Raw genomic sequence first — 25,961 nt, 5'->3', positions numbered from 1 at the left:
CCATGATTACATTAAAACCTTTTACGATTCAAGATGCACCTTTGCTGATTTCAAAGATAGAAGATGAAAGAATGCTTCTTCAGTTTGCCGGACCCGCATATCGTTTCCCACTTACTGCAGAACAGCTGGAAACCGATTTGTCTGATGAAAACAGAACCTTGTTTACCATTGCGGATCACACAGAAACTACCATTGGTCACGCTCAGATTTTTTTAAAGGAAAAGACATTCCTGCTGGGCAGAATTCTGATCTGGGACGAGAACAACAGAGGAAAAGGCTATGGTAAAAAAGTAATGCAGGAACTTCTGAAATATGGGTTTAGTCATTTTGATAAAGAAACGGCAGAACTGAATGTTTACGACTGGAATACCGGAGCTATTGAATGTTACCGGAAAGTAGGGTTTGCCTTTGACCCTGAAGTAAAAAGCGAAGCGAAGATTGATACAGAAACCTGGGTTTCCCTGAATATGAAAATCCATAAAAATACCTTTGAATTACAGGAATCATGACACAGTTTACAGCACTTCGTCCTATTCTCTGGACAGAAAATATTGATGAGACCATAGGATTTTATATGCGTGTTCTCGGTTTTACATTGATGGATAGAAATGATGATTGGCAATGGGCTTCCCTTCGTAAAGATGAAATATACCTCATGCTTTCTCAGCCTAACCAGCATGAAAAAAATACTTCAATTGGTTTTTCCGGCTCTTTTTATTTCAATGTAAATAAGGTGGATGAGCTTTGGGAAGACCTTAAAATAAAGGCCAAAGTCTGCTATGAGATTGAATCTTTTGAGTGGGGAATGAGAGAATTTGCGATCTATGACAACAATGGTTATATACTGCAATTTGGTGAACCCATAGATAATATTGGCAATACGGAATAAAATTTGCTATTTTTGGGGAAATATTTAGAAATTCAATGAAAAAAAATATAATAGCGGGTTTCGCAGCGATTTTATTACTGGCATCTTGTAACAAGAATAAAGAAATTCTTGATACACTGAATACTTATAATAATTCAATGGAGGCAAAAGGATACCATTTCGGAGATAAGCTTGAGCTTCCGAAAGAGGTGACGGAAAATGCAGAAAGTGTAACCATCAGCTTTGGAGATAAAGAAACAACAGATTTAACCGTTGATCCTAAGTTTTTCACATTAGGTGATAATGCTGTGACATTCAACGTTAAAACAAAAGGAGGAGAAGTATTGAATCAGGATGCAACCATTAATGTATTTGCAAAAAATCCTGAAAAAAATATTCCTTACCAGATTGTAGCAGAATATCCTCACGATCCTAAAAACTTTGTACAAGGTTTCCAGGTGGAAGGAAATACCATTTATGAAAGTGACGGACAGAACGGAGCTTCCCAGATTTTAAAATATACATTGGGAACTACAACTCCGCTTGCTTCTACCAAACAGGCTCAGGAAGATTTTTCTGAAGGAAGTACCATTGTAGGAGATAAAGTATATCAGCTGACATGGCAGAGCAAAAAAGGATATATTTATGATAAAAGCTCTTTAAAGCTGCTTTCAGAATTTGCTTATCCAAATGTATTGGGTGAGGGCTGGGGACTGACGTATGACGGGAAAAGTCTGATTGCTTCTGACGGAAGTAAACTGTTGTATTTCCTTGATGTCAATAACCCTTCAAAACTGATTAAATATATCGCTGTTGCCGGTAGTGCTCAGGCTTATGATCAACTGAACGAGCTGGAATACCACAACGGATTTATCTATGCCAATGTATGGCAGAAACCAATTATTTTAAAAATTAACCCAGCCAACGGTGAAGTAGTGGGAACTTTTGATTTCACAGAAATTGCCAAACAGAACACAAAAGGAAGTGATGATGTGTTGAACGGAATTGCTTTTAAAGGTGAGAATATGTTGGTAACAGGGAAGAACTGGCCGAAGATTTACGAAGTTGTCATTAAATAACAAAAGTTTAATAACAATTTCTATCTGAATAAAATAAAGTATGTAAATTGGTAGCGTTCCATAGGGAGCGCTATCTTTAGTAAAAAAGAATTTTGAGATTACTATATCTGATATTAACTTTTGCTTTCTGCACATTTTCTGCGCAGAATATTATCCCATTAGATACTTTAAAATTGAAGGAAGCTAAAGACATGCTTGCCGATGATTACGGAAATCTGTATATCTATAAAAATAAAGATTTTAGTTTTACCAAATATGATTCTTTAGGAAAACAGATCGGGAAAATGATGCTTACTGTTCCTTATAAGGTGCAGAACGTACAAAATCCACTGAATGTGCCTTTATTTTCTGAAAATGCTCAGGAAATGAAGTTTGTAGATCAGAATATGAATGAAATTCAAAGGCTTGATTTTAAGCAGAAATTTGGTTTCATCAGAATGGCTTATGCCGAAGATCTGCAGCAGCTGTGGCTTTTGGATGACAGCACAAAACGGTTGATACAGTATAATTTCAGGAACGATACCACGATCAATTCCTATCCGTTTGATATCAGTTTTGAAGATATGACGGATATGCTGGTCTATGAAAATAAGGTCTATATTTTAACAAGAAAACATATCAGAATTTACAGCCTGAAATTTGAAAAACTTTTTGAAGCCCCTTTAGAAAACGGAAAACGGTTTCGAAGAGAGAATGATGCAATTTTGGTTGTTGCCAGTAATTTCATTTCACAATACGTTCCTGAAAAAGGAATGGTAACGGTTTTTGAAGATCCGGAGGCGCAAATTGTGGATAAAAATATCCTTTCTTATTTTGAAATCAAGGGGAACAAACTCTATCTTTACAGCCTTGAAAAAGTAAAGAAAGCCAAACAGCAGAAACAGCTTGAAGCTCAGCCGGAATCTCTACAGCAATCTACAGAAAAACCAGTAGAAAAAACTGAAGAAAAACCCGATGAGAATAAGGATGAAAAGCCTTCAGACAATACGCTGCAGAAATTGCTTGAAGAGACTTCCAAAGTTCAGACTGAAGGGATCGAAAAACTTATCAACTAATCAGTAAATACAAGGAAAAAGAATATTATGCATATTGCAGTTACAGGAAACATCGGAGCGGGAAAAACAACTTTGACAACGATGCTTTCCAAGCATTACGGATGGGATGCACAATTTGAAGACGTAGATCATAATCCTTATCTGGAAGATTTCTATTCAGATATGAGTAAGTGGAGTTTCGCATTGCAGGTTTATTTCCTGGGAAGCAGATTCCGTCAGGTAAAGGAGATCAGAGAAAGTGGTAAAAATATCATTCAGGATCGTACCATTTACGAAGATGCCCATATTTTTGCAGAAAACTTAAATGATATGAATCTTCTTTCGGACAGGGATTTCAATAATTACTCATCGGTTTTCAATCTGATGAAGTCTTTTGTATCGGCTCCGGACTTACTGATCTATCTGAAATCTGATGTTCCCAATCTGGTTAAAAAAATCTATAAAAGAGGTCGGGAATATGAAGCTTCTATCAGTATTGAATACCTTTCAAAACTGAACCAGAAATATGAAAAATGGATCTCCAGCTATACAGAAGGGAAACTTCTTATCGTTGAGGTAGATGACCTTGATTTTGTTGAAAAGCCGGAAGATTTCGGACTCATTCTGGAGAAAATTGAAGCAGAACTTCACGGGTTGTTTTAACATATTTTTATCAGAATATTAAGACAGACTCAGTTTAATTCTTTTTAAATTTGTCTATAGCAAGTTTAACTTTTTGAATAATTATATCATGGTAGTTAAAGTTTTACATAATGGGAACTGTTCAAAGTCCAATGCCGTACTGGAGTATCTTGACGAAAACGGAGTGTCTTTTGAGATCATTAATATTGTTGAAGATCCACTAAGCATTCTTGAGATCAGAACTGTGTTGAAAAAGCTTAACCAAAGTGTTTTTCATATCATCCGCAAGACAGATAAGCTGTATGTTGAGAATTATGCAGATAAAAATTATTCAGAAGAAGAATGGCTTAAAATTCTCTCCGAAAATCCCTCTCTGATCCAAAGACCAATTTTGGTAAAAGGTTCAGTCGCGATGCTGGGAAGGCCTATTGAAAATGTGAAATTTTTTATTGAAAAATAATAAATACATATATCAAAAAAATCCGTTCTGTAAAAGAGCGGATTTTTATTTTATTGAGCTTTTGTTTTCTCAGTTCTGTTGATCGCATTATATAAAGCTTCCAGTTCTTTTGGTGGGTGCCCGGAATCAAAACTTGAAGAAGTATACTCTTTTCCGTTGGAAGTGATAATAATAGAAGCGGCCATCGCACGATCAGAATGTCTGCCTGTAGTAGGGGATTGAAGATCAGATATCTTAGATAAGTCAAGGGTTTCAGCGAGCTTGGAAACCACTTTCCATTCAGCAGAAGATACTTTAGTATTGACGATGTCTTCGTTTGTATTTGTTGTTTTTAATGAAGGAGTAAAAACAATGCTCTTACTAAATCCTCTCGTTCTTTCTGCTAACTGAATCTGTTCAATCTTTTGCTGCTGTACTGCAGTGGTGATATTTGTGGTGTTGTTTTCACTGTTGTTTTTGTGAACACAGCTTGTTGCAGAAGTGATTAAAATAATATTAAATAGGACCAGTTGGATGTTCATAGTGTTTTTATTTACGTTTTAAACAATAAAAAACCGCTTCATTACTATGAAACGGTTCCTGTTTTTTACAATAGAATAACGCCTTCTATTTTTGCTACTTCTTTATAAATATTCACAACCTGATCAGCATCCAAAACAAATGCATTGATGTTGCAGGCGGTGTATTTTCCATTTTTACTTTCGCGGTTTCCCAGTGTAAATTTAATGCCGTCAAAAACCCTGTATATTTCAGTAAGCTTTGACTGGTCTGTAGGAATAATAAATTTAAATAAATAATCTTCCGGAAAATCATGATGATCCTCCAGTTTATCCTTCAAAGACTTGTAAAACTCTTCAGGATTTGCGTGTTGATTTCCTTGTAATATATCCATCTGCAATTATTAATATAATATAAATATAACGAAATTTCTCCTATTTTCCAAATGGTCCCAGAAGAGATTTGGAGTTCTGATGCTCGTAATCTTCAATGATATTGAATAACCCGTTTACCAGTTGTTCGGAAGCCAGTTGGCTCAGTCCGCCTGAATTAACCGTGTTTTTATTTCCCCCTAAAAGACTGCCCAGAAAATTGCTTCCAGATAATGCGGAGTTGATGGTTTTTACAATCCCGTATTCATTCAGTTTCTCATCCACTTTGGGAGCGATCGCTGCAATAAGCTGCTGGGATGTTTTTTCTTTCAGAACCTGTGTCGCGGTAGTTCCCTGCATGATTCTTGTTACGTCCTGAGCATTCAGACTGTTGACGGCACCTTCCAGAATAGGTTTTGAAGTATTTACCGTGTAAGCTGCTGCCTGTGCAATATAATCTCTTTCTTTAGCAACCAATGACGGGGCCACCTTTTCCAGCATAGAATTGATGTCTCTCAGCTCTTTGGGAAGTGCTTTATCTACCATGTTATTCTGCAGAAAGGCTTCCTTATTTCCATAGATACCCATACCTTTATCAATACCATTAAGCAGAATTCTTTTAATAATAGAAAGCCCCATGTCTGATGTGGCCAATGTTGTACATGATTGTACACTGGTGGTAATAACAGCACCGGTTCCTATGATAAGAGCGGCTGCAATGATATATTTTTTCATTGATCTTTTTATTATTGATTTCTAAATGCTTTTTTCTCAAAAACTGCACCAAAGGTAATTACTATTCTCTATTTAACAAAATATTAAGCTCGCAACAGGATTTGGTGATTTTTTGTATTGAAAATGTTAATTTATAATTAATAAAATGATTGATAATTAATAATTATTTTAAATATAAAATTATAAAATTTAGAACTTTGTCAATTTTAATACAGTAAAACTTTATAATTTTTAAATATTTAAGATAGTTTAACATTGTTCAATATTTTTTCTATTTTTGGCTAATGTCTTTTTTTGAGATTTTAAATAACTCCACTATTTAGAGACAGGTACAAAATTGAATTTATTGAATAAAATTGAAACTATATGAAACAAAGTAATTTAAAGTATTCATGTCTCATTGCTGCTTTATACTTCGGTATGAACGTCAATGCTCAGACTACTCCAAAAGATACTACTGCCAAAGAGCAGAAGATCGAGGAGGTAGTTTTGATCGGATATGGATCTCAGAAAAAAGAAAACGTTACCGGAAGTATCGGAATGGTTTCTGCAAAGGACCTTGCTGATAAACCGAACGCTAACCCGATAAGTTCAATACAAGGTAGGCTTGCTGGTGTAAATATTACGAATACAGGGACTCCGGGAGCATCTCCACGAGTAGACATCAGAGGAGTTGGTTCCTTAACGGGAAATACTGTTTTTATTGTAGATGGTATGATAACAACAGATATTTCTTATCTGAATTCGCAGGATATTGAATCAATGAGTGTTCTGAAAGATCCATCGAGTTTAGCGATTTTTGGAGCTCAGGCTGCAAATGGTGCTATTATTATAAAAACGAAAACAGGAAAAGGGAAGCCTGTTTTTAACGTAAATTCATATATAGGGATTAAAAAGGTAACTAACATTCCTAAAATGGTCAATTCTGATCAGTACATTCAGTTGTATAATGAAAAGCTATTGAATGATAACAACGGAGATCCTACAGGATCAATCTCCAGAGCTAATTTTCCTGCGGATACAAACTGGTATAATGAGATTTTCCGTACCAGTATCATTAATGCCAATGACTTTTCAGCAACAGGAAGTTTAGGAAAATTAAACTATTATGGTAGTATAGGATATCTGCAGGATGAAGGTAACTTGGCTGCAGGTCAGGGAATTAATTCCGGTAGTGGTTTTAACAGATTTAATACAAAATTAAATCTTAGTTATAAAATTACAGACAATATTACCATTGGAGATAATTTCAGTTTTTCCAAAATGCGTACCGATGTGGCTCAGAACCCTCTTTTAGATGCGTATAATGCACCTCCCATATTTTCGGTGATGAATGGCAGTACAGGCAATTACCAATTTTTTAATGGATATTCTATACCAAATCCGAGAGCTAAACTGGATTTGTATCGTTCTCAGGTAAGACAGGAGAGACTGCTTAATAATATATGGGGAGAATTGAAGTTTCTAAAAGATTTCACGTTTAGAATCAGCTATTCTAGTGATAATTATAATCCTAGTCAATATGAATATACACCAACACTTACTTATTTTCCCGTTGATAGCCAGGTGAAATCTACATTGATTACAAGGAATTTTAGAAATAGTAATTATGTCTGGGATAACACAATCAATTGGAAAAAGAAATTTGGTAATCATAATTTTGATGTACTTGCAGGTTTTTCAAGAACGAGAACTACTTTATCACAAGATTATTGGTCTGCCAGAAGTGTTAACTATGACGGAACTAATGGTTCTTTAAATATAGCAAACGGAACAGATATCGTTCATGTGGAAGGTATTGATAGGGATGATGCCGTTGTTTCGGGTGTTTTCCAGGACCAGCAAAGAATTGAATCTTTCTTTGGAAGATTAAATTATGATTACAAAGGAAAGTACTTATTAAATGCCTCTTTACGTAGAGATGCCAGTTCACAAATTAGTGTTGATAGAGCCAGAACTTTTCCTGCAGTTAGTGTTGGGTGGGTAATATCTAAGGAAGACTTTATGAGTGAGCAGAATGTATTCAACTTACTAAAACTGAGAGCAAGTTATGGGGAATTAGGAAATCCGAATGTACAAAGGAAATTTAATGCAAATACGACTATTATTGGTGGTGGTGCTTATTTTGGTAATTCAGGTTATCCGGCTCAGACTATTGACAAGTTTGTAAATCCAAATATCGGTTGGGAAACAACAGTAGGAAAAGATGTTGGTTTGGAGATGGCATTATTTAATAATAAACTTAAAATAGATGCTGCTTATTATGATAAGGACTCCAAAGATGTGGTTTATGCCATAACGCAAGGAACAGTTTCTGGTGCAAGTAACTGGAAAGATTTTTATACTAATGCTTACTCTTTTAACAATAGAGGTTTTGAAGTTTCTGTTAATTATAATACTAAACTTAGTGATAATGTTACTTTTGGAATATATGGAAACTTTACTTCTCTTAAAAATGAAATTACATCAGTTTATGGTGGATCTTATTTAGAAACTGGAGCTAGTTTATTCGGAAATTCTATTGTAAGATTACAGACTGGTCAGGCAGTAGGTTCTTATTATGGTTATCAGGTTGCGGGTGTTTTCCAGACAGATGCAGAAGCTGCGGCTTCAGGACAACCTGGAGCAAAAGCAGGATGGTTCAAATTTGCAGATCAGGATGGTAACGGTACCATTGATACCAGAGATAAAACATTCTTAGGAAGTCCAATTCCTAAAGGAACTTATGGTTTTGGAGTTAATTTTAATATCTATGATTTTGATATTGCTGTTGATTTCCAAGGTGTATTTGGAAACAAAATATACAACTATAACCGTGAACAGCGTTTTGGAAACGAAACATGGGATTTGGATATGTATAATAACAGATGGCATGGAGCGGGTACTTCTAATACGAATGCAATGATTACCTCCAACCAGTCTATCATTTTACCAAATAGTTTTTATGTAGAAGATGGTAGCTATATCAGATTAAGAAATGTTCAGATTGGATATAATTTACCAAAAGCATTTGCAAAAGCACTTTCAATCACAAAATTAAGACTATATGTAAGCGCACAGAATCCATGGACTAGTTTTAAATATCACGGTTTCTCACCAGAGATTACAAATACAGATAGAGTACAGATGGGAATTGATAATAATATTTACCCAATCTCTGCTATTTATACAATGGGTATGAATTTAACATTTTAATTAAAGATCATGAAAAAAATATTTTTAACACTCTCCATACTTTCTTTAATCATAAGTTGTAATAATGATTTTGTGGATATTAAAGATGAAGGACAAACGGATGCAAGTAATTTCTTCACAACTCAAGATGATGCCATGCAGGCTACCAGTGCTATTTATAGCTTTTTAAGAAGTTGGGAGAACTCAGGCTTTCCTGCACAATTTGTATTTGGAGTTACTGGTGATGATGTAGAAAAAGGATCTAATCCTGGGGATGCATCTTTTATCAATGCATATGACAACTTTACCTTCACTGTGAGTGATGATGGAGTAAGAGGCTATTGGATTGGACAATGGCAGGCTGTAAATAGAACAAACCAGGTTATTACAAACGTTCCGAAAATAAATATGGATGCCACGCTTAAAAATAGATTGGTAGCTGAAGCCAGAATGCTGAGAGCTTATTTCTATTTTAATTTGGTAAGAATCTATGGTGGTGTTCCGATTTATGATGGATTACCTGCAGATGGTAACTATCTGAAAACTAGAAATTCTACAGCAGAAGTTTATAATTTTATTGTATCAGATCTTCTTGCAGCTTCTGAAGTTTTACCTCAGACTTATTCTGCCGCAGATCGTGGAAGAGTAACAAAAGGAGCAGCTTTAGGGTTACTTTCTAAAGTATATCTTTATATGAAAGATTATCAAAAAGCTTATGATACTTCTAATCAGGTTATTGGTATGGGATATTCATTAGATCCGGATTTTAATCATTTGTTCAGACCGGCTGGAGAATTTGGATCAGAATCTGTTTTTGAGGTTAACTGTGAATGTTCTGCAGCATTTGGCGGTAGTCAGTATGCAGAAGTTCAAGGGGTAAGAAATCAGTTCGGATGGGGCTTCTTTACACCTACTCAGGCGTTAGAAAATGCATTTGAACCAGGAGATATCAGAAAAGAATTGAGCATCTTAAGAGAAGGTGAAACCACTCTTGAAGGAGATTTGATTAAGAAAGGTGACCCTCAGGCAGGTAATATGTGGAACCAAAAAGTATATGTACCAACATCTTTAAATAATAATGCATGTGGTTACGGTTCTATTCAGAATATAAGAATTCTAAGATTTGCTGATATTCTTTTAATCAATGCAGAAGCTGCAAATGAATTAGGTAATACGGCTGCTGCAACTACTAATATTAATAAAGTAAGAAACAGAGCTCAGCTTGGTAATACGACAGCTTCCAGTCAAGGAGCACTTAGAACTGCAATTTGGCAGGAGAGAAGAGTAGAACTCGCTATGGAAATGGATAGATTCCCGGACTTGGTAAGAACGGGTCAGGCGGCTACTTATTTAGGCGCTAAAGGATTTAAAACAGGGAAAAATGAAGTTTTCCCAATTCCATTAGATGCAATGAATCAGAGTAACGGACTTTTCGTTCAAAACCCTGGATATTAAATAAATCATAAACATTAGAGGAGAATGAAAGTTCTCCTCTTCTTTTAGAACCTATAACAAGAGATCTCATGAAAAGGAACGTATTATCAATTGCTGTCACCTCTTTATTTTTTGTGTATTCCTGTAAAAATGCTCCTGCAGCAAAACAGGAAGTTGGAAAAATTGAAGCTGTAAAAAGTAATATTACTGATGAACAGCTTATGGATAGAGTACAAAAAGATGCTCTGAAATATTTCTGGGATTATGCAGAACCTAATTCAATGTTAGGAAGAGAGCGTTATCACGAAGATAATATCTATCCGGATAATGATAAACATGTTATCACTACAGGAGGTTCAGGCTTTGGGCTGGCAACTATTCTTGTGGGAACAGAAAGAGGATTTGTTCCGAGAAAAGAAGCGGTAAAAAGGCTTACTCATATCATGGATTTCCTGGCCAAGGCAGACCGTCACAAAGGAGCCTGGCCACACTGGATCAATGGGGAAACCGGAAAGACGGTTCCTTTTGGCAAAAAAGATAATGGCGGAGATCTTGTGGAAACCGCATTCCTTACTTCGGGAATACTGATGGTCCGTGAATACTTTAAAAACGGAAATGCAGAAGAAAAAGCACTGGCTGCAAAATGTGATGAACTATGGAAAGGAATTCAGTGGAACTGGTATACCAAAGGAGGCGAAAAAGTTCTTTACTGGCACTGGTCACCGGAATACCAATGGGAAATGAATTTTCCTCTGGAAGGATATAATGAATGTCTTATTACCTATATTCTGGCCGCATCTTCACCTACATATTCCATTGATGCAGAAACGTATTATAAAGGCTGGACGAGAAACGGAACCTACCTTACAGACAAAACAAAATACGGATTACCTTTGTATGTAAAACACAACTACGCTGAAGAATATGGTGGACCTCTTTTCTGGGCTCAATATTCATATATCGGACTAGATCCTACAGGCTTATCTGATAAGCTTGTAAAAAACTACTTTGACATCAATAAAAATCAAACCCTTATCGACTACAAATACTGTGTTGAAAACCCAAAACAATGGAAAGGTTATGGACCTAACTACTGGGGACTTACAGCCGGTTATACCAGAAATGAGGATGGAAGCACTGGTTATACAGCTCATATGCCGGGTAATAATGACAACGGTGTGATAACACCTACAGCCGCATTGAGTAGTTTTCCCTACACTCCGAAAGAATCAATGGCTTTCCTGAGATTCATTTATACCCAAAAACCTGAATTCATAGGATCTGCGGGACCTTATGATGCTACTTCAGTCAATTACGACAACTGGTTTACACCAAGATATCTGGCGATAGATCAGGGAACAATAGCTCCAATGATCGAAAACTACAGATCAGGATTCCTTTGGAAGCTGTTTATGAATGCTCCTGAAATTCAGCAGGGATTGAAAAAATTAAGTTTCCAGTCAGCTAAATATGGAATTAAGTAAATTCAATAGAAACGGGCTTTAGCCCGTTTAAAAATAAAAAGATTCAAATCCATGGCTTTAGCCAAAACTTAATAATATGAAACTAAAACTGAAATATATTCCTCTTTTACTGCTGCCGTTCTCATTACAGCTGAGCGGACAGGAAATAAAAGCAGAACTGAATCAAGAAATTAAAAGGCAGGAAAAAATATCCTACATTCTGGACTATCCTCAGAATGCGAAAGGGAATGTGCCTTTGATTGTTTTTCTTCACGGTTCAGGAGAGCGCGGAAATAATCTTGATCTGGTAAAGGCACACAGCCCGTTTACCTATAAAAACCTGATCAAAGAACCCGTTGCTATTCTGGCACCTCAATGTCCGGAGGGATCATGGTGGGATACCGTTACCGTTTATAATCTGATCAAGGAAATTCAGAAAAAATATAAAATTGATGCTTCCCGTATTTACCTTACAGGACTTTCTATGGGAGGATGGGGAACTTTGAAGCTGGCCATGGAGCATCCTGAAATGTTTGCAGCGGTAGCTTCAGTCTGCGCTCCTACAGATCAGGTAATGACGGCCAATATTAATCAGTTTAAGGATTTGAATATGAAAATATTTCATGGCGGAATGGATGATATTGTTCTGCCTGCCAATGCTTTTAATTTTTATCAAAAACTGCATCCCGTAAATCCATCTGCGGAATTGGTTATTTTCCCGAATGATAATCATAACTCGTGGGATTCTGCCTATTCAAATCCGCTGCTTTATGAATGGATGCTGTCTAAAAAGAAGCAAAAATGACCTGACACACAATGATCGAAAGATAAACCCATCGAATTAAAACTAAAAATATAAACAATAATTTAAGAAGATAGATTTATGAAAAAGTTAATTGTAATCGCCACTTTAGCATTGGCACCTGTGTTTTCCGCACAGGAAATGGTAACGAAGCCCGTTCAGTCCTATCAGACGGCTCAGTATCAGGCTAAAAAGAAAGCATTTGTAGACAATCTTTTGTCAAAAATGACATTAGATGAAAAGATCGGCCAGCTTAACTTACCAAGTTCAGGTGATTTTACGACAGGTCTTGCTAAAAGCTCAGACATCGGTAAAAAAGTTGAACAAGGTTTAGTGGGTGGACTATTCAATATAAAAGGAGCAGAAAAAATCAGAGCAGTTCAGAAAGTAGCCGTGGAAAACAGCCGTCTGAAAATTCCTTTGATCTTCGGGATGGATGTTATTCATGGTTATGAAACAACATTCCCGATTCCATTAGGTTTAGCTGCTTCATGGGATATGAATCTGATTCAGCAGTCAGCAAGAGTAGCGGCAAAAGAAGCCTCTTCTGATGGTATCAACTGGACGTTTTCTCCGATGGTAGATATTTCCCGCGAACCAAGATGGGGGAGAGTATCGGAAGGTTCTGGTGAAGATCCTTATTTAGGAAGTGAAATTGCAAAAAACATGGTGTATGGTTATCAGGGTAAAGATTTGTCTGTTGGAAATACCATTCTGGCTTGTGTAAAGCACTTTGCATTATACGGAGCAGGTGAATCAGGAAGAGATTACAATACGGTTGATATGAGCCATGTGAGAATGTTCAACGAATATTTCCCACCTTACAAAGCAGCGGTAGATGCTGGTGTAGCTTCTGTGATGGCCTCATTCAATGAAGTGGACGGAGTTCCTGCAACCGGAAACAGATGGCTTCAAACTGAGGTTTTAAGAAATCAGTGGAAGTTTAAAGGTTTTGTGGTAACGGATTACACCGGGATCAATGAAATGGTTGACCATGGTATGGGAGATCTCCAGCAGGTTTCTGCACTAGCTCTGAAAGCAGGTGTTGATATGGATATGGTAGGGGAAGGCTTTTTAACAACATTAAAAAAATCTTTATCTGAAGGGAAAGTAACACAAGCTGAAATTGATTTGGCAGCAAAAAGAGTTCTTGAATCAAAATATGACTTAGGATTATTTACAGATCCGTATAAATATGGTGATGCAAAACTGGCGGCAAAAGAAGTTTACAGCATGGAAAACAGAAATATTGCAAGAAGTGCTGCAGCTCAGTCTATGGTTTTGATGAAAAACGAAAACCAGGTGCTTCCTTTGAAAAATTCAGGAACTGTTGCAGTAATAGGACCATTGGTGAACAATTCATTAAACATGGCTGGAACATGGAGTGTTGCTGCAAAACATGATAAAGCAGTAAACCTTATGCAGGGGCTTCAGGCTAACTACGGTAAAGAGGTGAAATTCCTTTCTGCTAAAGGTGCTAATATTGATTATGATGCTAAGCTGGAGGACATCTATGCAGCTCATGGTAAAAAAACAGATAGGGATAACCGTTCAAAAGAAGAATTGTTAAAAGAAGCGGTAGATATTGCAAACAAAGCCGACGTGATTGTTCTGGCAATCGGAGAATCTGCGGAAATGAGCGGTGAATCTTCTTCAAGAACAGAAATTACCATTCCTCAGTCTCAGGTTGATCTTTTAAATGAGTTAAAGAAAACCGGGAAGCCTATTGCAATGGTACTTTTCACAGGCCGTCCATTGGCTTTAACCAATGTAAAAGATGCTCCTGATGCCATCCTTAATGCATGGTTTGCAGGATCTGAAGCTGGAAATGCGATTGCTGATGTTTTATTCGGAAAAGTAAACCCATCAGGAAAGCTGCCGATGACTTTCCCAAGAAGTCTGGGACAGGTTCCTATTTACTATAATGCTAAAAATACAGGACGTCCGCTAAGCCAGGAATTAACTGATAAATGTGAATATCAAAGATTCCGTTCCAACTATATGGATGAGTGTAATACACCATTGTATCCGTTTGGATTTGGTTTAAGTTATACAAAATTCGGGTATTCTGATATTGCAGTATCCAGTACCAATCCGAAAGGAAATCAGACTGTTCAGGCATCCATTACCATAACTAATAATGGAAACTTTGATGGTGCTGAGGTAGTTCAGTTGTATATCAGAGATATGGTGGGAAGCATTACAAGACCGGTAAAAGAATTGAAAGGGTTCCAGAAGGTATTTCTGAAAAAAGGTGAAACTAAAAAAGTAACCTTCGACATTACTCCTGAAAATCTGAAGTTCTACAACGGAGATTTGAAATACGACTGGGAATCAGGTGAGTTTGATATCATGATTGGAACCAGTTCTGATAATGTTCAACACTCAAAAATTAACTGGACTAAATAATTTAAAAAAGTTACTCACAGAAATGTGTATTATGTCTTTTTTGGCATGATTTTTAATAATACCTCGGTAATTACTATTATATGCAAATCGACATGAAAAAAACAATTTTATTGAGTACTATGTTCCTGGGTTCTTTAGCATTCGCTCAAAAAACACCTGTAGTAGGTGGAGACAGGGATGCACACGGATGTATTGGTTCTGCAGGATATACCTATTCTCAAATCAAGAAAGACTGTGTAAGAACTTTTGAACAGAAAATTAAGTTGACGGAAGTAGCTCCAAAAGAAAGTTATACTTCAATAGCTGCAGTTATTTTCAGCAAAGACATGAAAAAAGCTGAGGTTTTTGTGAAAGATAGCGGTGCAGAAAGCATCATTCTTACCAGAGCAGGAGGTAAAGCTAAGGCCTGGAAAAAAGATGGTTATGTATTGGTACCTTATAAAAAAAGCGGATACCAGCTTAAAAAGGATAATATTGTGATCTATCAGTAAGATCAGATTTCAAAATGAAAAACCACTCGGAAGAGTGGTTTTTTTTGTACCTTAGAAGAATTAACTAATACCCTATTTTGGGATATAGTTCTACCAACCAGAAAACAAAAATTTTACATATGAAAAAAACAATTTTATTCAGTGCAATGTTCCTTGCTACTTTAGTTTTTGCACAAAAACAGGCTCCTGTTCTAGGAGGTGATAGAGATGTTCACGGTTGTATCGGTTCTGCAGGATATACTTATTCACAGTTAAAAAATAATTGTATAAAAACATTTAATCAGAAAATAAAACTCAAAGAAGTAAATTCAGATAAAAGTTATACCTCAATGACAGCCATAATTTTCACGAAAGACATGAAAAAAGCTGAAGTTTTTATTCCGGATGGAGCAGCGAAAAGTATTATCCTGAATAAAGAGGGAAAAGGGAAAATATGGAAAAGTGGAGATTATATTAAAGACAGCTATGTTTTAACTCCCTATAAAAAAAGCTACCAGATCAAAAAGAATGATGAAATAATCTATCAGTAAGATCAGATTTTAAGAATAGGCAAACCACTCGGAAGAGTGGTTTTTTTGTTGTGAGCTTTGTTGATATAATTCTGTTTTATAATATAAGTTTTATTACTTTTAAGCTTTGGATACAAATCAATTTGGTTCGATCTATAATTGAGTATTGAACATGGAAATATATAAGATTGAGATATGGAAATGAGCGGGACTTGTATTCCATAAGGAGTCTTTTATAAATGATCTAAAACATCTGTATGGGATTTTTAAAAAGAAATATTAACAAAATTATTTTATTATTCTTCGGAATTGTGCTTTGTGGGAAAATTATAAAAAAAATATTTGATCCCAACCTATCTAAATATAAATATTTTAATCAGCACTGTAATGGACAAGTTATTTCAAACTCATATGATCTTATGACTCATTTTAATATTGTCAAATCATCAGATGGTAATAAAGTTTATTTGGAAGATTTAAAAATAATTTCATTAATTAAAATAGGAGATTCTATAGCGAAGAATAAGGACGTTACTTACTTTACTGTTTATAAAAAAAACAATACTAAAGTAATTTATGATATGTATGAATAGTAGAATTATTATAAGAGCAATTATATATTTAGTGATGTTTTGTGGAATAATCATAGTAATTGATATTATATATAATATTATAGTTTCTCATCAATTAAAATCAGCTAACATAATATTTGATATTATTTTTGGTTTTCTATATTGGATATTATTTATTTTTTCTGGGAGACTTCAAAAATAGTATTTTGGCTTTGATAATATTCTACGATAAAATCATTAAAATTTAAGATGCATCCGGGCATTTTTTATTGATGTTGTTGAATCTTTAAATTCAAAATAAAGTATAATATTGATAAATGATTTATTTGTAAACTATATAAAATGAGTGGTTTATATTTTTGTATCTGAAAAAAATGTATATTGGTGTTACCAAATTAAAGCGTAATCCGAAAAGCATATAGAGTAGGAAAAAATCAGAAAAATAAGACTATGAAAAATCTAAGAAAACTTTCAAAAAGAGAATTAAAAACTGTTCAGGGAGGCATCCCAATGTGTCTGCCGGGATATTTTTGGTGTTCATTTGTAAAAAAATGTATTTCTGTGGGATCACCATGCGGACTTATTGATTAATTTGATTCATGAAAATAATGTAAAACAGGCTGCTTCAGAAATGTGGCAGCCTTTTTTATGTACTTTTATCAATAGACTTAGGAATCAGGAGCGTTAAGAAAATTTGAATGGAATCCGTTAAAAAATTTCCACTGTTTGAGCATGGGTTATAAGATAAAACCGAAGCAAAACCGTATGATCTATGCGAGTTTGGGAATTTTAGGAGTACAATCAAATTTTTAGCGGATGACTCCCGTTTTGAACTTTTGTATACTTTTGCTTCAAGGTAAAAGTATGAGTGAAAAAAATGTTATTTTGTAGTCCTAATTACAGAACTTTCGTGCGATCAAGAATAAATTATATACTAGCTATTAGTATCATTATCTTAAATATACTGACACTGTCAGCCAATATATACATTATTAAAAAAGGATTTTCTCCGCTTGAAGGAGGATTTAATTTTTCAATAATGCTAATGATTTCAAATACTTTTATCATTCCTGCAGTCGCAACATTTTTTAAAAATTTAAGTTATAAATTCATAATATTATTATTGAATATATTAGGAATGTTTATAGCTGTTTTAGGAATTTTTCTGGCTTTTATGATGATAACAATTCAATGCTAGGGTTGGAATAAGGTTGAATGTGATGTGTTGTTTATTAATCGACTCAGGAATCAGGAGCGTTAGGAAAATTTGAATGTAATCCGTTAAAAAATTTCCACTGTCTGAGCATGGGTTATAAGATAGAACCGAAGCAGAACCATATGATCCATGCGAGTTTGGAAATTTTAGGAGTACAATCAAATTTTTAGCGGATGATTCCCGTCTTGAACTTTTGTATACTTTTGTTTCAAGACAAAAGTATAAGTAAAATCATGAATGAAAATCATCAAAACAGGATTTTTATCTCTCACTGAAAAACCGTATTTTTGTACATCTAAAAAGTAAAAGAACGAATGAATTCCTACAAAAATCCATTGGAAGAGCGCTACTCCAGTGAAGAAATGTTATTTAACTTCTCACACAATAACAAATTCCAGAATTGGAGAAAACTTTGGATAGCTCTTGCTGAAATCGAAAAAGACCTTGGACTTGAAATTACAGACGAGCAGATCGCTGAGTTAAAAGCTAATGCTGAAAATATCGATTATGAGAAAGCAGCAGAGTATGAAAAGAAATTCCGTCATGATGTAATGGCCCACGTTCACGCTTATGGGGATGTGGCGCCTTCGGCAAAAGGGATTATCCACCTGGGAGCAACTTCGGCTTTTGTAGGAGACAATACAGACTTAATTCAGATTCGTGACGGACTTTTAATCTTAAAGAAAAAGTTGGTTAACGTAATGAAGAATTTAGCAGACTTTGCTATTCAGTATAAAGATCTTCCTACTTTAGGATTCACACACTTTCAGCCAGCTCAGTTGACAACCGTTGGAAAAAGAGCGACACTTTGGTTACAGAGTTTGGTTCTTGATATCGAAGAATTGGATTTCTTCCTTGAAACCCTTCGTTTCAGAGGAGTAAAAGGAACTACAGGAACTGCTGCAAGTTTCCTTGAACTTTTCAACGGTGATTATTCTAAAGTAAAACACTTAGATAAAGAACTTTCAAAAAGATTCGGTTTCGATAAAGTTTTCGGAGTTTCCGGACAGACTTACGATAGAAAAATTGATGCGAAAGTAGTTGCTTTATTAGGAAATATTGCACAGTCTGCACACAAATTTACAAACGACTTACGTTTACTTCAAAACCTTAAGGAAATTGAAGAACCATTCGAGAAAAACCAGATTGGTTCCTCTGCAATGGCGTACAAACGTAATCCAATGAGAAGTGAAAGAATCGGAGCGTTGGCAAAATACGTGATGTCTCTGACAACAAGTTCTGCAATGGTAGCTTCTACACAATGGTTTGAAAGAACTTTGGATGACTCTGCGAACAAGAGATTAACAATTCCTCAGGCGTTTTTAGCGGTGGATGCAATTCTATTGATCTGGAACAACATCATGAACGGAATTGTAGTATATCCGAACAGAATCAACAAGCACATTATGGAAGAACTTCCTTTCATGGCAACAGAATATATCATCATGGAAGAAGTGAAAGCTGGGGGTGACCGCCAGGAAATCCACGAGGTGATCAGAGTTCACTCTATGGAAGCTTCCAAAAAAGTGAAAGAAGAAGGAAAAGAAAATGACCTTATCGAAAGAATCCTGAATGATGATTCTTTAAAACTAGACAAATCAAAATTAAAAGAAGTTTTAGATCCTAAGAACTTTATTGGTTTCGCGCCGATTCAGACGGAAGAATTCGTCAAGAACGAGGTACAGCCGATTATTGACCAAAACAAAGACTTAATAGGATTGGAAGCTGATCTTAAAGTATAAAACAATATGCAGTCTTTTCGGCTGCATATTTTATTTCCAACCCCAATTAATATGAAAAAACTACTGGTAACCATTTTATTGACACCAATCATATCCTTTTCTCAGGGTAAAGACGATCTGCATTATTTTAAATCCAAAGACTCTCTGGTTGGAGTAAAAAATAAAGCGGGAAAAATAATTGTTCCCGCGCAGTTCAAAGTCTTTTCATACCTTAAAGATGGAGATCCTGTAGAAGGAGAAACCATTCTTTTTGATGGGGATAAGGAAGGGGAAAAACCGGAAAAAAATGCCTGGGGAAATGTATATGATAGAAAAGGTACATTCCTTTACAAGCCTTTCCTGTATGATAATGGACCGGATTATTTCTCTGAAGGACTGAGAAGACTGGTTAAAAATGGTAAAGTAGGATTTGCAGACCGAAACGGAAAGATTGTGATTCCGGCTGAGCATGATTTTGCTTCACCTTTTAATTATGGATACGCCGCATTTTGTGATGGCTGCGATTGGGAGAAAACAAATGACGAGCACAGATCCATTGTAGGTGGAAAATGGGGAGTCATGAATACCAAAGGACAAACCGTTCAGCCTGTTGCAAAACGATCCGGTAATGAAGTTGAAATTGATGGCAAATATTATCTGAATCCATTTCAGTATAATGAAAAAGAAAAAAACATCCTTCAGTTCTTTGAAAAGCAGAAGAAAAAACTTTCAGATCTTTATTATGTAAACTTTTACAATAAGTTATCTGAAAATGAAAAGAATCTGTTTTTTGAAATTGTAGAAAGACCAAAAGAGAATTTCCCGTATTATCAGGTAAATACCTATAATCACAGAAAGAAGGACCTGGATATGCTTTACCGTTTTAAGTTCCTGGTTTCAGAAGATGGCAAAATATTTTATGCAATAGGGGATTTTAATGAAAAGAAGATTTCTTTTGAAAACTGGCTGAAAGAAGAAATAAAAAATGCGGAGGACTATCAGAAAGAACATAAGGATAATCCGAATAAATTTAGAAACAAATAAATAAAATTGGAAATTCCAGGACTCAAATTTGAAGAAGATAGACTTATTCCTTTAAATTTGTACGGAATAATGGTTGAAGGGAAAATCTCTTTCAAAATTTTCCAATAGAGACGGATTTAAAGAAAGAAACTTTAAGTTCAGAAAAGTAAAAAGAAAAATAAATTTAATATTAAAAATCTGATATTTAATTTTTAAGTGATGTTACAAAATCAGAACCATCAACAATTAATTACCGATCTGAAAGAGCTGGTTGATAAGACTAAGTATCAGGTTGCGGCTCAGGTAAACTCGGCAATGGTGGTTTTGTACTGGAAAATCGGACAAAGAATAAATGAAGATGTTTTAGGAAATAAAAGAGCGGAGTATGGTAAAGAGATTATTTTTCAAATTTCTCAACAACTTACTTTAGAGTTTGGAAATTCCTTTTCTGAAAAAAATATCCGAAAAATGATGCAGTTTGCGTCTGTTTTTGATGATTTTGAAATTGTCGCATCAGCGATGCGACAATTATCATGGACTCATTTCCTGCTCCTAATCCCCATTTCTGAAGATACTAAAAGAAAATTTTATCTTGAAGTTTGTAAGATTGAAAATTGGAGTGTGAGAACTTTAAGAGACAAAATTAATTCTCTGCTTTTTGAGCGTACTGCCATAAGCAAAAAGCCCGAAGAAGTAATAGATAAAGAACTGAAAAACTGGTCTGAAAATAATATTTTAAACCCTGATCTGGTGTTTAAAGATCCCTATTTTCTTGACTTTTTAGAATTGAAAGATACCTTTTCTGAAAAAGATTTAGAAGAAGCTATTATTGTGGAACTGCAAAAATTCATTTCTGAGTTGGGAACTGATTTTGCATTTCTTTCAAGACAAAAAAGAATCACAATAGATAACAGAGATTATTACCTGGATTTACTTTTCTATCACAGAAAACTAAAATCTTTAGTGGTTATCGAACTGAAATTAGGTGAATTTGAAGCCAGTCATAAAGGACAAATGGAGCTTTATCTCTCCTATCTTAATAAATATGAAAAAGTAGAAGGGGAAAACCCACCCATTGGTTTAATCCTTTGTTCAGGAAAAAATTCCGAACATATTGAACTTATGAATCTGGAAGGGGATAATATAAAAGTAGCAGAATATTTACTTATCTTACCTTCTGAAAAAGTTTTGCTTGAAAAATTGCATCGTTCAATAGAGATAGCAAGAAATAAATTTGACAATAAAAAATAAATCTAATATTAAAAATCTGACATCTAATGTCTAATAACAAAAGAATTTTCGTAGAAAAAAGAGGAATTTTCGATGTTGAAAGTCCAAAAATTTTTGATGAAGTAAAAGCGGTTGTTCCGGCAGTTCAAAGCGTGAAAGTATACAATGTGTATGATATTTTCAATTTGAATGACGGAGAATTTGAAAAAGTGGTAAACAATACCTTCGTAGACCCTGTTACTGATATTTTACATACAGAAAACCCATCAAAAGCTGTTCATTTCGGAATGGAGTTTTTGCCTGGCCAGTATGATCAGAGAGCAGATTCTGCGCAGCAGTGTATTGCATTGCTTACAGAAAATGAAAAATCAAAAGTAAGAAGTGGAAAATTAATCGAATTTGAAGGAGTTTCTGAAGCAGATTTGGTTAAAATCAAAGACCTTCTGATCAACAAAGTGGAATCTCAGGAAAAAGACTTATCAATTTTGGATATTCCTGCAGATGAAACCCCATCAAAAGTAATCATTCACGAAAATTTCATCAGTTTCAATGATGCGGAACTAGAGAATTTCTATAACAATCATGGTTTTGCATTAGGGTTGGATGACCTGAAATTTATTCAGGAATACTTCAAAACTGAGCAAAGAAATCCTACGGAAACAGAATTAAAAGTATTAGACACGTATTGGAGTGACCACTGTCGTCACACTACGTTTGAAACAGAATTGTCAGACATTCAGTTTGAAGGTCAGTTCAAACATACATTGGAAACGATCTTCAATGACTATATTGAAAAAAGAAAATTCTTAGGCCGTGAATTAAAGCCAATTTCCCTAATGGATCTGGCAACAGTATGCGGTAAATATTTCCATAAAACGGGGAATCTTGATAACCTTGTCATTTCTGATGAGATCAATGCATGTACTATCCAGATCGAAGCCGAATATGATGGTAAAAAAGAGCCTTGGTATTTATTATTCAAAAACGAAACCCACAATCACCCAACGGAAATTGAACCTTTTGGTGGAGCATCTACTTGTTTAGGAGGAGCGATCAGAGACCCATTATCCGGAAGATCTTTCGTTTTCCAGGCAATGAGATTAACGGGTGCTGCGGACGTTTTGGAGCCGGTTGACAAAACATTACCAGGCAAATTACCTCAGAAAACCATTACAAAACAGGCTGCCAACGGATATTCATCTTATGGTAACCAGATCGGTCTTGCGACGACAATGGTTTCCGAAATCTATGACGAAGGGTACAAAGCGAAGAGAATGGAAGTTGGTTTCGTTACCGGAGCTGTTCCTGTAGACTGGGTAAGACGTGAAAAACCTGAAAATGGTGATTCAATTATTATTTTAGGAGGCGCAACAGGTCGTGACGGAGTTGGAGGTGCAAGCGGAAGTTCAAAAGAACAGGACGAGACTTCAATCCACACCATGAGTTCTGAAGTTCAGAAAGGAAATGCAGTAGAAGAACGTAAAATTCAGAGACTATTCAGAAATCCTGAAGTGACGAAGCTGATCAAAAAATCAAACGACTTTGGAGCAGGAGGTGTTTCTGTGGCAATCGGCGAAATTGCAGATTCTTTAGAAGTAAGCCTTGATGTATTACCCTTAAAATATGAAGGATTAAACGGAACTGAACTGGCTATTTCTGAATCTCAGGAAAGAATGGCAGTGGTCGTAGATCCTCAGGATAAAGAAAAATTCATTAAATTCTGTGAAGCTGAAAACATTGTTGCTGTAGAAGTAGCAAAAGTAACAGATTCAGGAAGAATGCAGATGTTCTGGAAAGGAGACAAAATTGTAGACCTTTCAAGAGCTTTCTTAGATACCAACGGATGTTCAAAATCTCAGGAAGTGAAAATCACTCACCTTGAAGACGTAAAAGAAGAAACCAAAGCTTTCACAGCAGAAAACTTCCTGACCATTTTAAAAGATAAAAATGTAGCTTCCCAAAAAGGACTGCTTGAAATGTTCGACTCTTCAGTAGGAGGAACTACAGTAGCAATGCCTTTAGGAGGAAAATACCAGCAGACCCTGATGGAAGGAAGTGTGCAGACATTACCTGTTTTAGGAGCAAAAGATATTAAAACAGTTTCTTTGGCGAGCTGGGGATTTGATGCTGAAATTTCAAAACAAAATTCACTGTTAGGATCATCTTACGCTGTAGTAGAGAGTGTGGCGAAGATTGTAGCGATGGGAGGTGATTACAAAAACATCAGATTAAGTTTCCAGGAATACTTCGAGAAACTAGGACAAAACCCGGAAAAATGGGGTAAACCTTTAGCTTCACTTTTAGGAGCTTATGATGCACAGATCAATTTGGGTCTTGCGGCTATCGGAGGGAAAGATTCCATGAGTGGAACTTATCAGGATCTTAATGTTCCGCCAACCTTGATTTCTTTTGCATGTGCCAACGGAGATAAAGAAAATATCATCTCTCCTGAATTAAAAAATGCTGGAAATAAATTGTATTTCTTTAATCATATTGCTCAGGAAAGCGGACTTCCGAATTATAATGCTTTAAAAGAAGTTTTTGAATTCATTTTCGAAAATATTAAAGCTGGGAAAATTGTTTCTGTGAAAACAGTGAAAGAAGGAGGTCTTGCAGTAGCTTTAGCAAAAATGAGTTTCGGAAACAGATTAGGTGCTGAGATCAATGCTGATGAAAACGTTTTATTGGCTAAAAATATCGGAAGCTTAATCATTGAAGCAAAAGAAGAATTAAGCTCAGCTGCTCTTCAGCTTATTGGGGAAGTAAAAGATTCAGGGATTGTAAAAATCAATGGTCTTGAATCCAATATCGTAGACCTTGTATCTGCCAATACAAATACATTCGAGAACCTTTTCCCGACAGTAGAAAAAGAAAAGATCACGGTTGAAATTGATGAAAAATCAAACTCAATCCATCCAAGAAATATCATCATTAAAAAACACGGAATCGCACAGCCGAAAGTGTTTGCTCCGGTATTCCCGGGAACCAACTGTGAATATGACACGCTGAATGCATTCCAGAAAGAAGGAGCTGTAGTTAGCAGTCTGCCTTTGATCAATATCAACCACCAGTTATTGGAGGAAAGCATTGATACATGGGTAGAAGAGATCAGAACCTCTCAGATTCTGGCATTCTCAGGAGGTTTTTCCGCAGGTGACGAGCCGGACGGTTCTGCAAAATTCATTGTTAACGTTCTGAAAAACGAGAAGATGAAAAATGCAGTTCATGAATTATTAGACAGAGACGGTATGATCATCGGTATCTGTAACGGATTCCAGGCTCTTGTTAAATCAGGATTGCTGCCTTACGGAAGAATCAAAGATTTGGATGAAAACTCTCCGACGTTAGCTCACAATGCCATCAGAAGACACATCTCTCAGATGGTAACGGTAAGAGTGGTGAATGATGAAAGCCCTTGGTTAAAAGGAATGAAAGGTCAGACTTTCACCATTCCGATTTCTCACGGAGAAGGACGTTTCATGGCTTCAGAAGAAGAAATCAAAAAGTTATATGAAAACGGACAGATTGCGACTCAGTACATCGATTTCGATGGAAACATCGCTCACGGAATGCCGTTCAACCCGAATAACTCATTATTCGGAATCGAAGGTGTCACCAGCCCATGTGGAAAAATCTACGGAAGAATGGGACACCCGGAACGATTTGCTGAAGGCCTCATGAAAAATATACCAACCGCGAATTATCACAATATATTCAAAAACGGTGTTGAATACTTCAAATAATAATACAAGAAAAATGATCGTCATCCATGGCGGTCATTTTTCGTCTTTAGCTGGTTTCTACAAAGAAATTTCCAATGTTCTGATGAAGGATGTGGATTGGAAAGTAGGAACGCTGGATGGCTTTGATGATATTCTCTACGGTGGTTTCGGAGTATTTGAAAACAAAGAAGAAATTGAAATCATCTGGAAAGAATCACAGAAATCAAAAGAAGATCTTGGCTTTACAACCACTCGTGAATTCTACGAAAACAAAATCAGGCAGGGAAAACCATTCAATATAGAATTAATTCAGCAGAAATTAGATGATTTGACTGAAGGAAAAGGGCAGACTCTTTTTGAAATCCTGGTGGAAATTATCGAGTCACATAGGAATATTGCTCTGAAGCTGGAATGATGAATAATGAATAATGAGTAATTAGAAAAATCTTAAACCATTAAGAACAGTAAAGATTTTAAGATAAGTTAAGATTCATCAACGATGAATAAA

General features: G+C 35.6%; 23 protein-coding genes. 20 read left to right on the top strand and 3 right to left on the bottom strand.

Translation table 11 applies throughout. The annotated features are described in order from the left end of the window. Window positions 1-2: 2 nt before the first annotated feature. The 6 genes from CHRYMOREF3P_RS05235 (at window position 3) to CHRYMOREF3P_RS05210 (ending at window position 4,083) form a co-directional block, all read left to right on the top strand. Entirely contained in the window at window positions 3-509 is a 507-nt protein-coding gene (locus tag CHRYMOREF3P_RS05235; protein ID WP_180564025.1) for a GNAT family N-acetyltransferase, read from the top strand. After that, a complete protein-coding gene (locus CHRYMOREF3P_RS05230) occupies window positions 506-889 on the top strand; it encodes a VOC family protein (protein ID WP_077416367.1) in 384 nt (127 codons plus the stop codon). The genes CHRYMOREF3P_RS05235 and CHRYMOREF3P_RS05230 overlap by 4 nt, the downstream gene beginning before the upstream one ends. Before the next feature lie 35 nt (window positions 890-924). After that, window positions 925-1,947, top strand: a complete 1,023-nt coding sequence (locus CHRYMOREF3P_RS05225; RefSeq protein ID WP_180564024.1) for a glutaminyl-peptide cyclotransferase — start codon at window positions 925-927, stop codon at window positions 1,945-1,947. Window positions 1,948-2,039: 92 nt separating this feature from the next. After that, the gene (locus CHRYMOREF3P_RS05220; RefSeq protein WP_180564023.1) at window positions 2,040-3,002 is read left to right on the top strand and encodes a hypothetical protein; all 963 of its coding nucleotides are present in this window, start codon (window positions 2,040-2,042) and stop codon (window positions 3,000-3,002) included. Window positions 3,003-3,029: 27 nt separating this feature from the next. Further along, window positions 3,030-3,644, top strand: coding sequence for a deoxynucleoside kinase (locus tag CHRYMOREF3P_RS05215; protein ID WP_180564022.1), 615 nt, complete (start codon window positions 3,030-3,032; stop codon window positions 3,642-3,644). An 88-nt stretch (window positions 3,645-3,732) separates the two neighbouring features. Beyond that, on the top strand, window positions 3,733-4,083 hold the full coding sequence (locus tag CHRYMOREF3P_RS05210; RefSeq protein WP_047388424.1) for an ArsC/Spx/MgsR family protein: 351 nt from the start codon (window positions 3,733-3,735) through the stop codon (window positions 4,081-4,083). Between the two features lie 50 nt (window positions 4,084-4,133). On the opposite strand, the gene CHRYMOREF3P_RS05205 is transcribed toward CHRYMOREF3P_RS05210, so the two are convergent. The 3 genes from CHRYMOREF3P_RS05205 to CHRYMOREF3P_RS05195 all read right to left on the bottom strand — a co-directional run bounded on the left by CHRYMOREF3P_RS05205 (window position 4,134) and on the right by CHRYMOREF3P_RS05195 (window position 5,687). Beyond that, entirely contained in the window at window positions 4,134-4,604 is a 471-nt protein-coding gene (locus tag CHRYMOREF3P_RS05205; RefSeq protein WP_180564021.1) for a hypothetical protein, read from the bottom strand. Window positions 4,605-4,669: 65 nt separating this feature from the next. Further along, window positions 4,670-4,975: a DUF493 family protein gene (locus tag CHRYMOREF3P_RS05200; protein ID WP_047388428.1), complete on the bottom strand. Its 306-nt coding sequence runs from the start codon at window positions 4,973-4,975 to the stop codon at window positions 4,670-4,672. A 40-nt stretch (window positions 4,976-5,015) separates the two neighbouring features. Beyond that, window positions 5,016-5,687, bottom strand: a complete 672-nt coding sequence (locus tag CHRYMOREF3P_RS05195) for a DUF4197 family protein (protein WP_077416375.1) — start codon at window positions 5,685-5,687, stop codon at window positions 5,016-5,018. A gap of 366 nt (window positions 5,688-6,053) precedes the next feature. Here CHRYMOREF3P_RS05195 and CHRYMOREF3P_RS05190 point away from each other — a divergent pair, with 366 nt between their 5' ends. The 14 genes from CHRYMOREF3P_RS05190 to CHRYMOREF3P_RS05125 all read left to right on the top strand — a co-directional run bounded on the left by CHRYMOREF3P_RS05190 (window position 6,054) and on the right by CHRYMOREF3P_RS05125 (window position 25,868). Further along, complete coding sequence (locus tag CHRYMOREF3P_RS05190; RefSeq protein WP_180564020.1) at window positions 6,054-8,882, top strand: SusC/RagA family TonB-linked outer membrane protein; 2,829 nt, start codon at window positions 6,054-6,056, stop codon at window positions 8,880-8,882. Window positions 8,883-8,891: 9 nt separating this feature from the next. Continuing rightward, on the top strand, window positions 8,892-10,316 hold the full coding sequence (locus tag CHRYMOREF3P_RS05185; RefSeq protein WP_180564019.1) for a RagB/SusD family nutrient uptake outer membrane protein: 1,425 nt from the start codon (window positions 8,892-8,894) through the stop codon (window positions 10,314-10,316). A gap of 68 nt (window positions 10,317-10,384) precedes the next feature. Then, the gene (locus CHRYMOREF3P_RS05180; protein ID WP_180564018.1) at window positions 10,385-11,779 is read left to right on the top strand and encodes a glucoamylase family protein; all 1,395 of its coding nucleotides are present in this window, start codon (window positions 10,385-10,387) and stop codon (window positions 11,777-11,779) included. Window positions 11,780-11,855: 76 nt separating this feature from the next. Next, window positions 11,856-12,563: a prolyl oligopeptidase family serine peptidase gene (locus CHRYMOREF3P_RS05175; RefSeq protein ID WP_077416382.1), complete on the top strand. Its 708-nt coding sequence runs from the start codon at window positions 11,856-11,858 to the stop codon at window positions 12,561-12,563. A gap of 78 nt (window positions 12,564-12,641) precedes the next feature. Next, window positions 12,642-14,969, top strand: a complete 2,328-nt coding sequence (gene bglX, locus CHRYMOREF3P_RS05170) for a beta-glucosidase BglX (protein ID WP_180564017.1) — start codon at window positions 12,642-12,644, stop codon at window positions 14,967-14,969. A gap of 92 nt (window positions 14,970-15,061) precedes the next feature. Beyond that, window positions 15,062-15,460 (top strand): hypothetical protein, encoded by a 399-nt coding sequence (locus CHRYMOREF3P_RS05165; RefSeq protein ID WP_047388733.1) that lies wholly within the window; start codon window positions 15,062-15,064, stop codon window positions 15,458-15,460. Between the two features lie 119 nt (window positions 15,461-15,579). After that, entirely contained in the window at window positions 15,580-15,990 is a 411-nt protein-coding gene (locus tag CHRYMOREF3P_RS05160) for a hypothetical protein (RefSeq protein ID WP_077418012.1), read from the top strand. 236 nt (window positions 15,991-16,226) lie between these two features. After that, window positions 16,227-16,562 (top strand): hypothetical protein, encoded by a 336-nt coding sequence (locus CHRYMOREF3P_RS05155; protein WP_180564016.1) that lies wholly within the window; start codon window positions 16,227-16,229, stop codon window positions 16,560-16,562. A 429-nt stretch (window positions 16,563-16,991) separates the two neighbouring features. Then, window positions 16,992-17,132 carry a bacteriocin-like protein gene (locus CHRYMOREF3P_RS05150; RefSeq protein ID WP_153816321.1) on the top strand — a complete coding sequence of 47 codons (141 nt, stop codon included), beginning with the start codon at window positions 16,992-16,994 and terminating at the stop codon, window positions 17,130-17,132. Window positions 17,133-18,071: 939 nt separating this feature from the next. Then, window positions 18,072-19,499 carry an adenylosuccinate lyase gene (purB, locus tag CHRYMOREF3P_RS05145; RefSeq protein ID WP_047377647.1) on the top strand — a complete coding sequence of 476 codons (1,428 nt, stop codon included), beginning with the start codon at window positions 18,072-18,074 and terminating at the stop codon, window positions 19,497-19,499. A gap of 51 nt (window positions 19,500-19,550) precedes the next feature. Continuing rightward, window positions 19,551-20,522, top strand: a complete 972-nt coding sequence (locus CHRYMOREF3P_RS05140) for a WG repeat-containing protein (protein WP_232538972.1) — start codon at window positions 19,551-19,553, stop codon at window positions 20,520-20,522. A 198-nt stretch (window positions 20,523-20,720) separates the two neighbouring features. After that, the gene (locus CHRYMOREF3P_RS05135; protein ID WP_077416394.1) at window positions 20,721-21,752 is read left to right on the top strand and encodes a YhcG family protein; all 1,032 of its coding nucleotides are present in this window, start codon (window positions 20,721-20,723) and stop codon (window positions 21,750-21,752) included. 26 nt (window positions 21,753-21,778) lie between these two features. Continuing rightward, window positions 21,779-25,474: a phosphoribosylformylglycinamidine synthase gene (locus CHRYMOREF3P_RS05130; RefSeq protein ID WP_180564014.1), complete on the top strand. Its 3,696-nt coding sequence runs from the start codon at window positions 21,779-21,781 to the stop codon at window positions 25,472-25,474. Then, complete coding sequence (locus CHRYMOREF3P_RS05125; RefSeq protein WP_180564013.1) at window positions 25,455-25,868, top strand: ribonuclease inhibitor; 414 nt, start codon at window positions 25,455-25,457, stop codon at window positions 25,866-25,868. The genes CHRYMOREF3P_RS05130 and CHRYMOREF3P_RS05125 overlap by 20 nt, the downstream gene beginning before the upstream one ends. The last annotated feature ends 93 nt before the right edge of the window (window positions 25,869-25,961 follow it).

It is taken from the genome of Chryseobacterium sp. JV274, assembly GCF_903969135.1.
Taxonomy (GTDB): Bacteria; Bacteroidota; Bacteroidia; order Flavobacteriales; family Weeksellaceae; genus Chryseobacterium.
This window is presented reverse-complemented; position numbering and strand designations above follow the sequence as displayed.

Bases quoted from the DNA above. Each gene is read 5' to 3' on its own strand.
- bglX (WP_180564017.1), top strand. From the start codon at position 12,642: ATGAAAAAGTTAATTGTAATCGCCACTTTAGCATTGGCACCTGTGTTT.
- CHRYMOREF3P_RS05210 (WP_047388424.1), top strand. From the start codon at position 3,733: ATGGTAGTTAAAGTTTTACATAATGGGAACTGTTCAAAGTCCAATGCC.
- CHRYMOREF3P_RS05230 (WP_077416367.1), top strand. From the start codon at position 506: ATGACACAGTTTACAGCACTTCGTCCTATTCTCTGGACAGAAAATATT.
- CHRYMOREF3P_RS05215 (WP_180564022.1), top strand. From the start codon at position 3,030: ATGCATATTGCAGTTACAGGAAACATCGGAGCGGGAAAAACAACTTTG.
- CHRYMOREF3P_RS05165 (WP_047388733.1), top strand. From the start codon at position 15,062: ATGAAAAAAACAATTTTATTGAGTACTATGTTCCTGGGTTCTTTAGCA.
- CHRYMOREF3P_RS05175 (WP_077416382.1), top strand. From the start codon at position 11,856: ATGAAACTAAAACTGAAATATATTCCTCTTTTACTGCTGCCGTTCTCA.
- CHRYMOREF3P_RS05150 (WP_153816321.1), top strand. From the start codon at position 16,992: ATGAAAAATCTAAGAAAACTTTCAAAAAGAGAATTAAAAACTGTTCAG.
- CHRYMOREF3P_RS05190 (WP_180564020.1), top strand. From the start codon at position 6,054: ATGAAACAAAGTAATTTAAAGTATTCATGTCTCATTGCTGCTTTATAC.
- CHRYMOREF3P_RS05235 (WP_180564025.1), top strand. From the start codon at position 3: ATGATTACATTAAAACCTTTTACGATTCAAGATGCACCTTTGCTGATT.
- CHRYMOREF3P_RS05155 (WP_180564016.1), top strand. From the start codon at position 16,227: ATGGGATTTTTAAAAAGAAATATTAACAAAATTATTTTATTATTCTTC.
- CHRYMOREF3P_RS05130 (WP_180564014.1), top strand. From the start codon at position 21,779: ATGTCTAATAACAAAAGAATTTTCGTAGAAAAAAGAGGAATTTTCGAT.
- CHRYMOREF3P_RS05135 (WP_077416394.1), top strand. From the start codon at position 20,721: ATGTTACAAAATCAGAACCATCAACAATTAATTACCGATCTGAAAGAG.
- CHRYMOREF3P_RS05160 (WP_077418012.1), top strand. From the start codon at position 15,580: ATGAAAAAAACAATTTTATTCAGTGCAATGTTCCTTGCTACTTTAGTT.
- CHRYMOREF3P_RS05180 (WP_180564018.1), top strand. From the start codon at position 10,385: ATGAAAAGGAACGTATTATCAATTGCTGTCACCTCTTTATTTTTTGTG.
- purB (WP_047377647.1), top strand. From the start codon at position 18,072: ATGAATTCCTACAAAAATCCATTGGAAGAGCGCTACTCCAGTGAAGAA.
- CHRYMOREF3P_RS05200 (WP_047388428.1), bottom strand. From the start codon at position 4,975: ATGGATATATTACAAGGAAATCAACACGCAAATCCTGAAGAGTTTTAC.
- CHRYMOREF3P_RS05225 (WP_180564024.1), top strand. From the start codon at position 925: ATGAAAAAAAATATAATAGCGGGTTTCGCAGCGATTTTATTACTGGCA.
- CHRYMOREF3P_RS05205 (WP_180564021.1), bottom strand. From the start codon at position 4,604: ATGAACATCCAACTGGTCCTATTTAATATTATTTTAATCACTTCTGCA.
- CHRYMOREF3P_RS05140 (WP_232538972.1), top strand. From the start codon at position 19,551: ATGAAAAAACTACTGGTAACCATTTTATTGACACCAATCATATCCTTT.
- CHRYMOREF3P_RS05195 (WP_077416375.1), bottom strand. From the start codon at position 5,687: ATGAAAAAATATATCATTGCAGCCGCTCTTATCATAGGAACCGGTGCT.
- CHRYMOREF3P_RS05185 (WP_180564019.1), top strand. From the start codon at position 8,892: ATGAAAAAAATATTTTTAACACTCTCCATACTTTCTTTAATCATAAGT.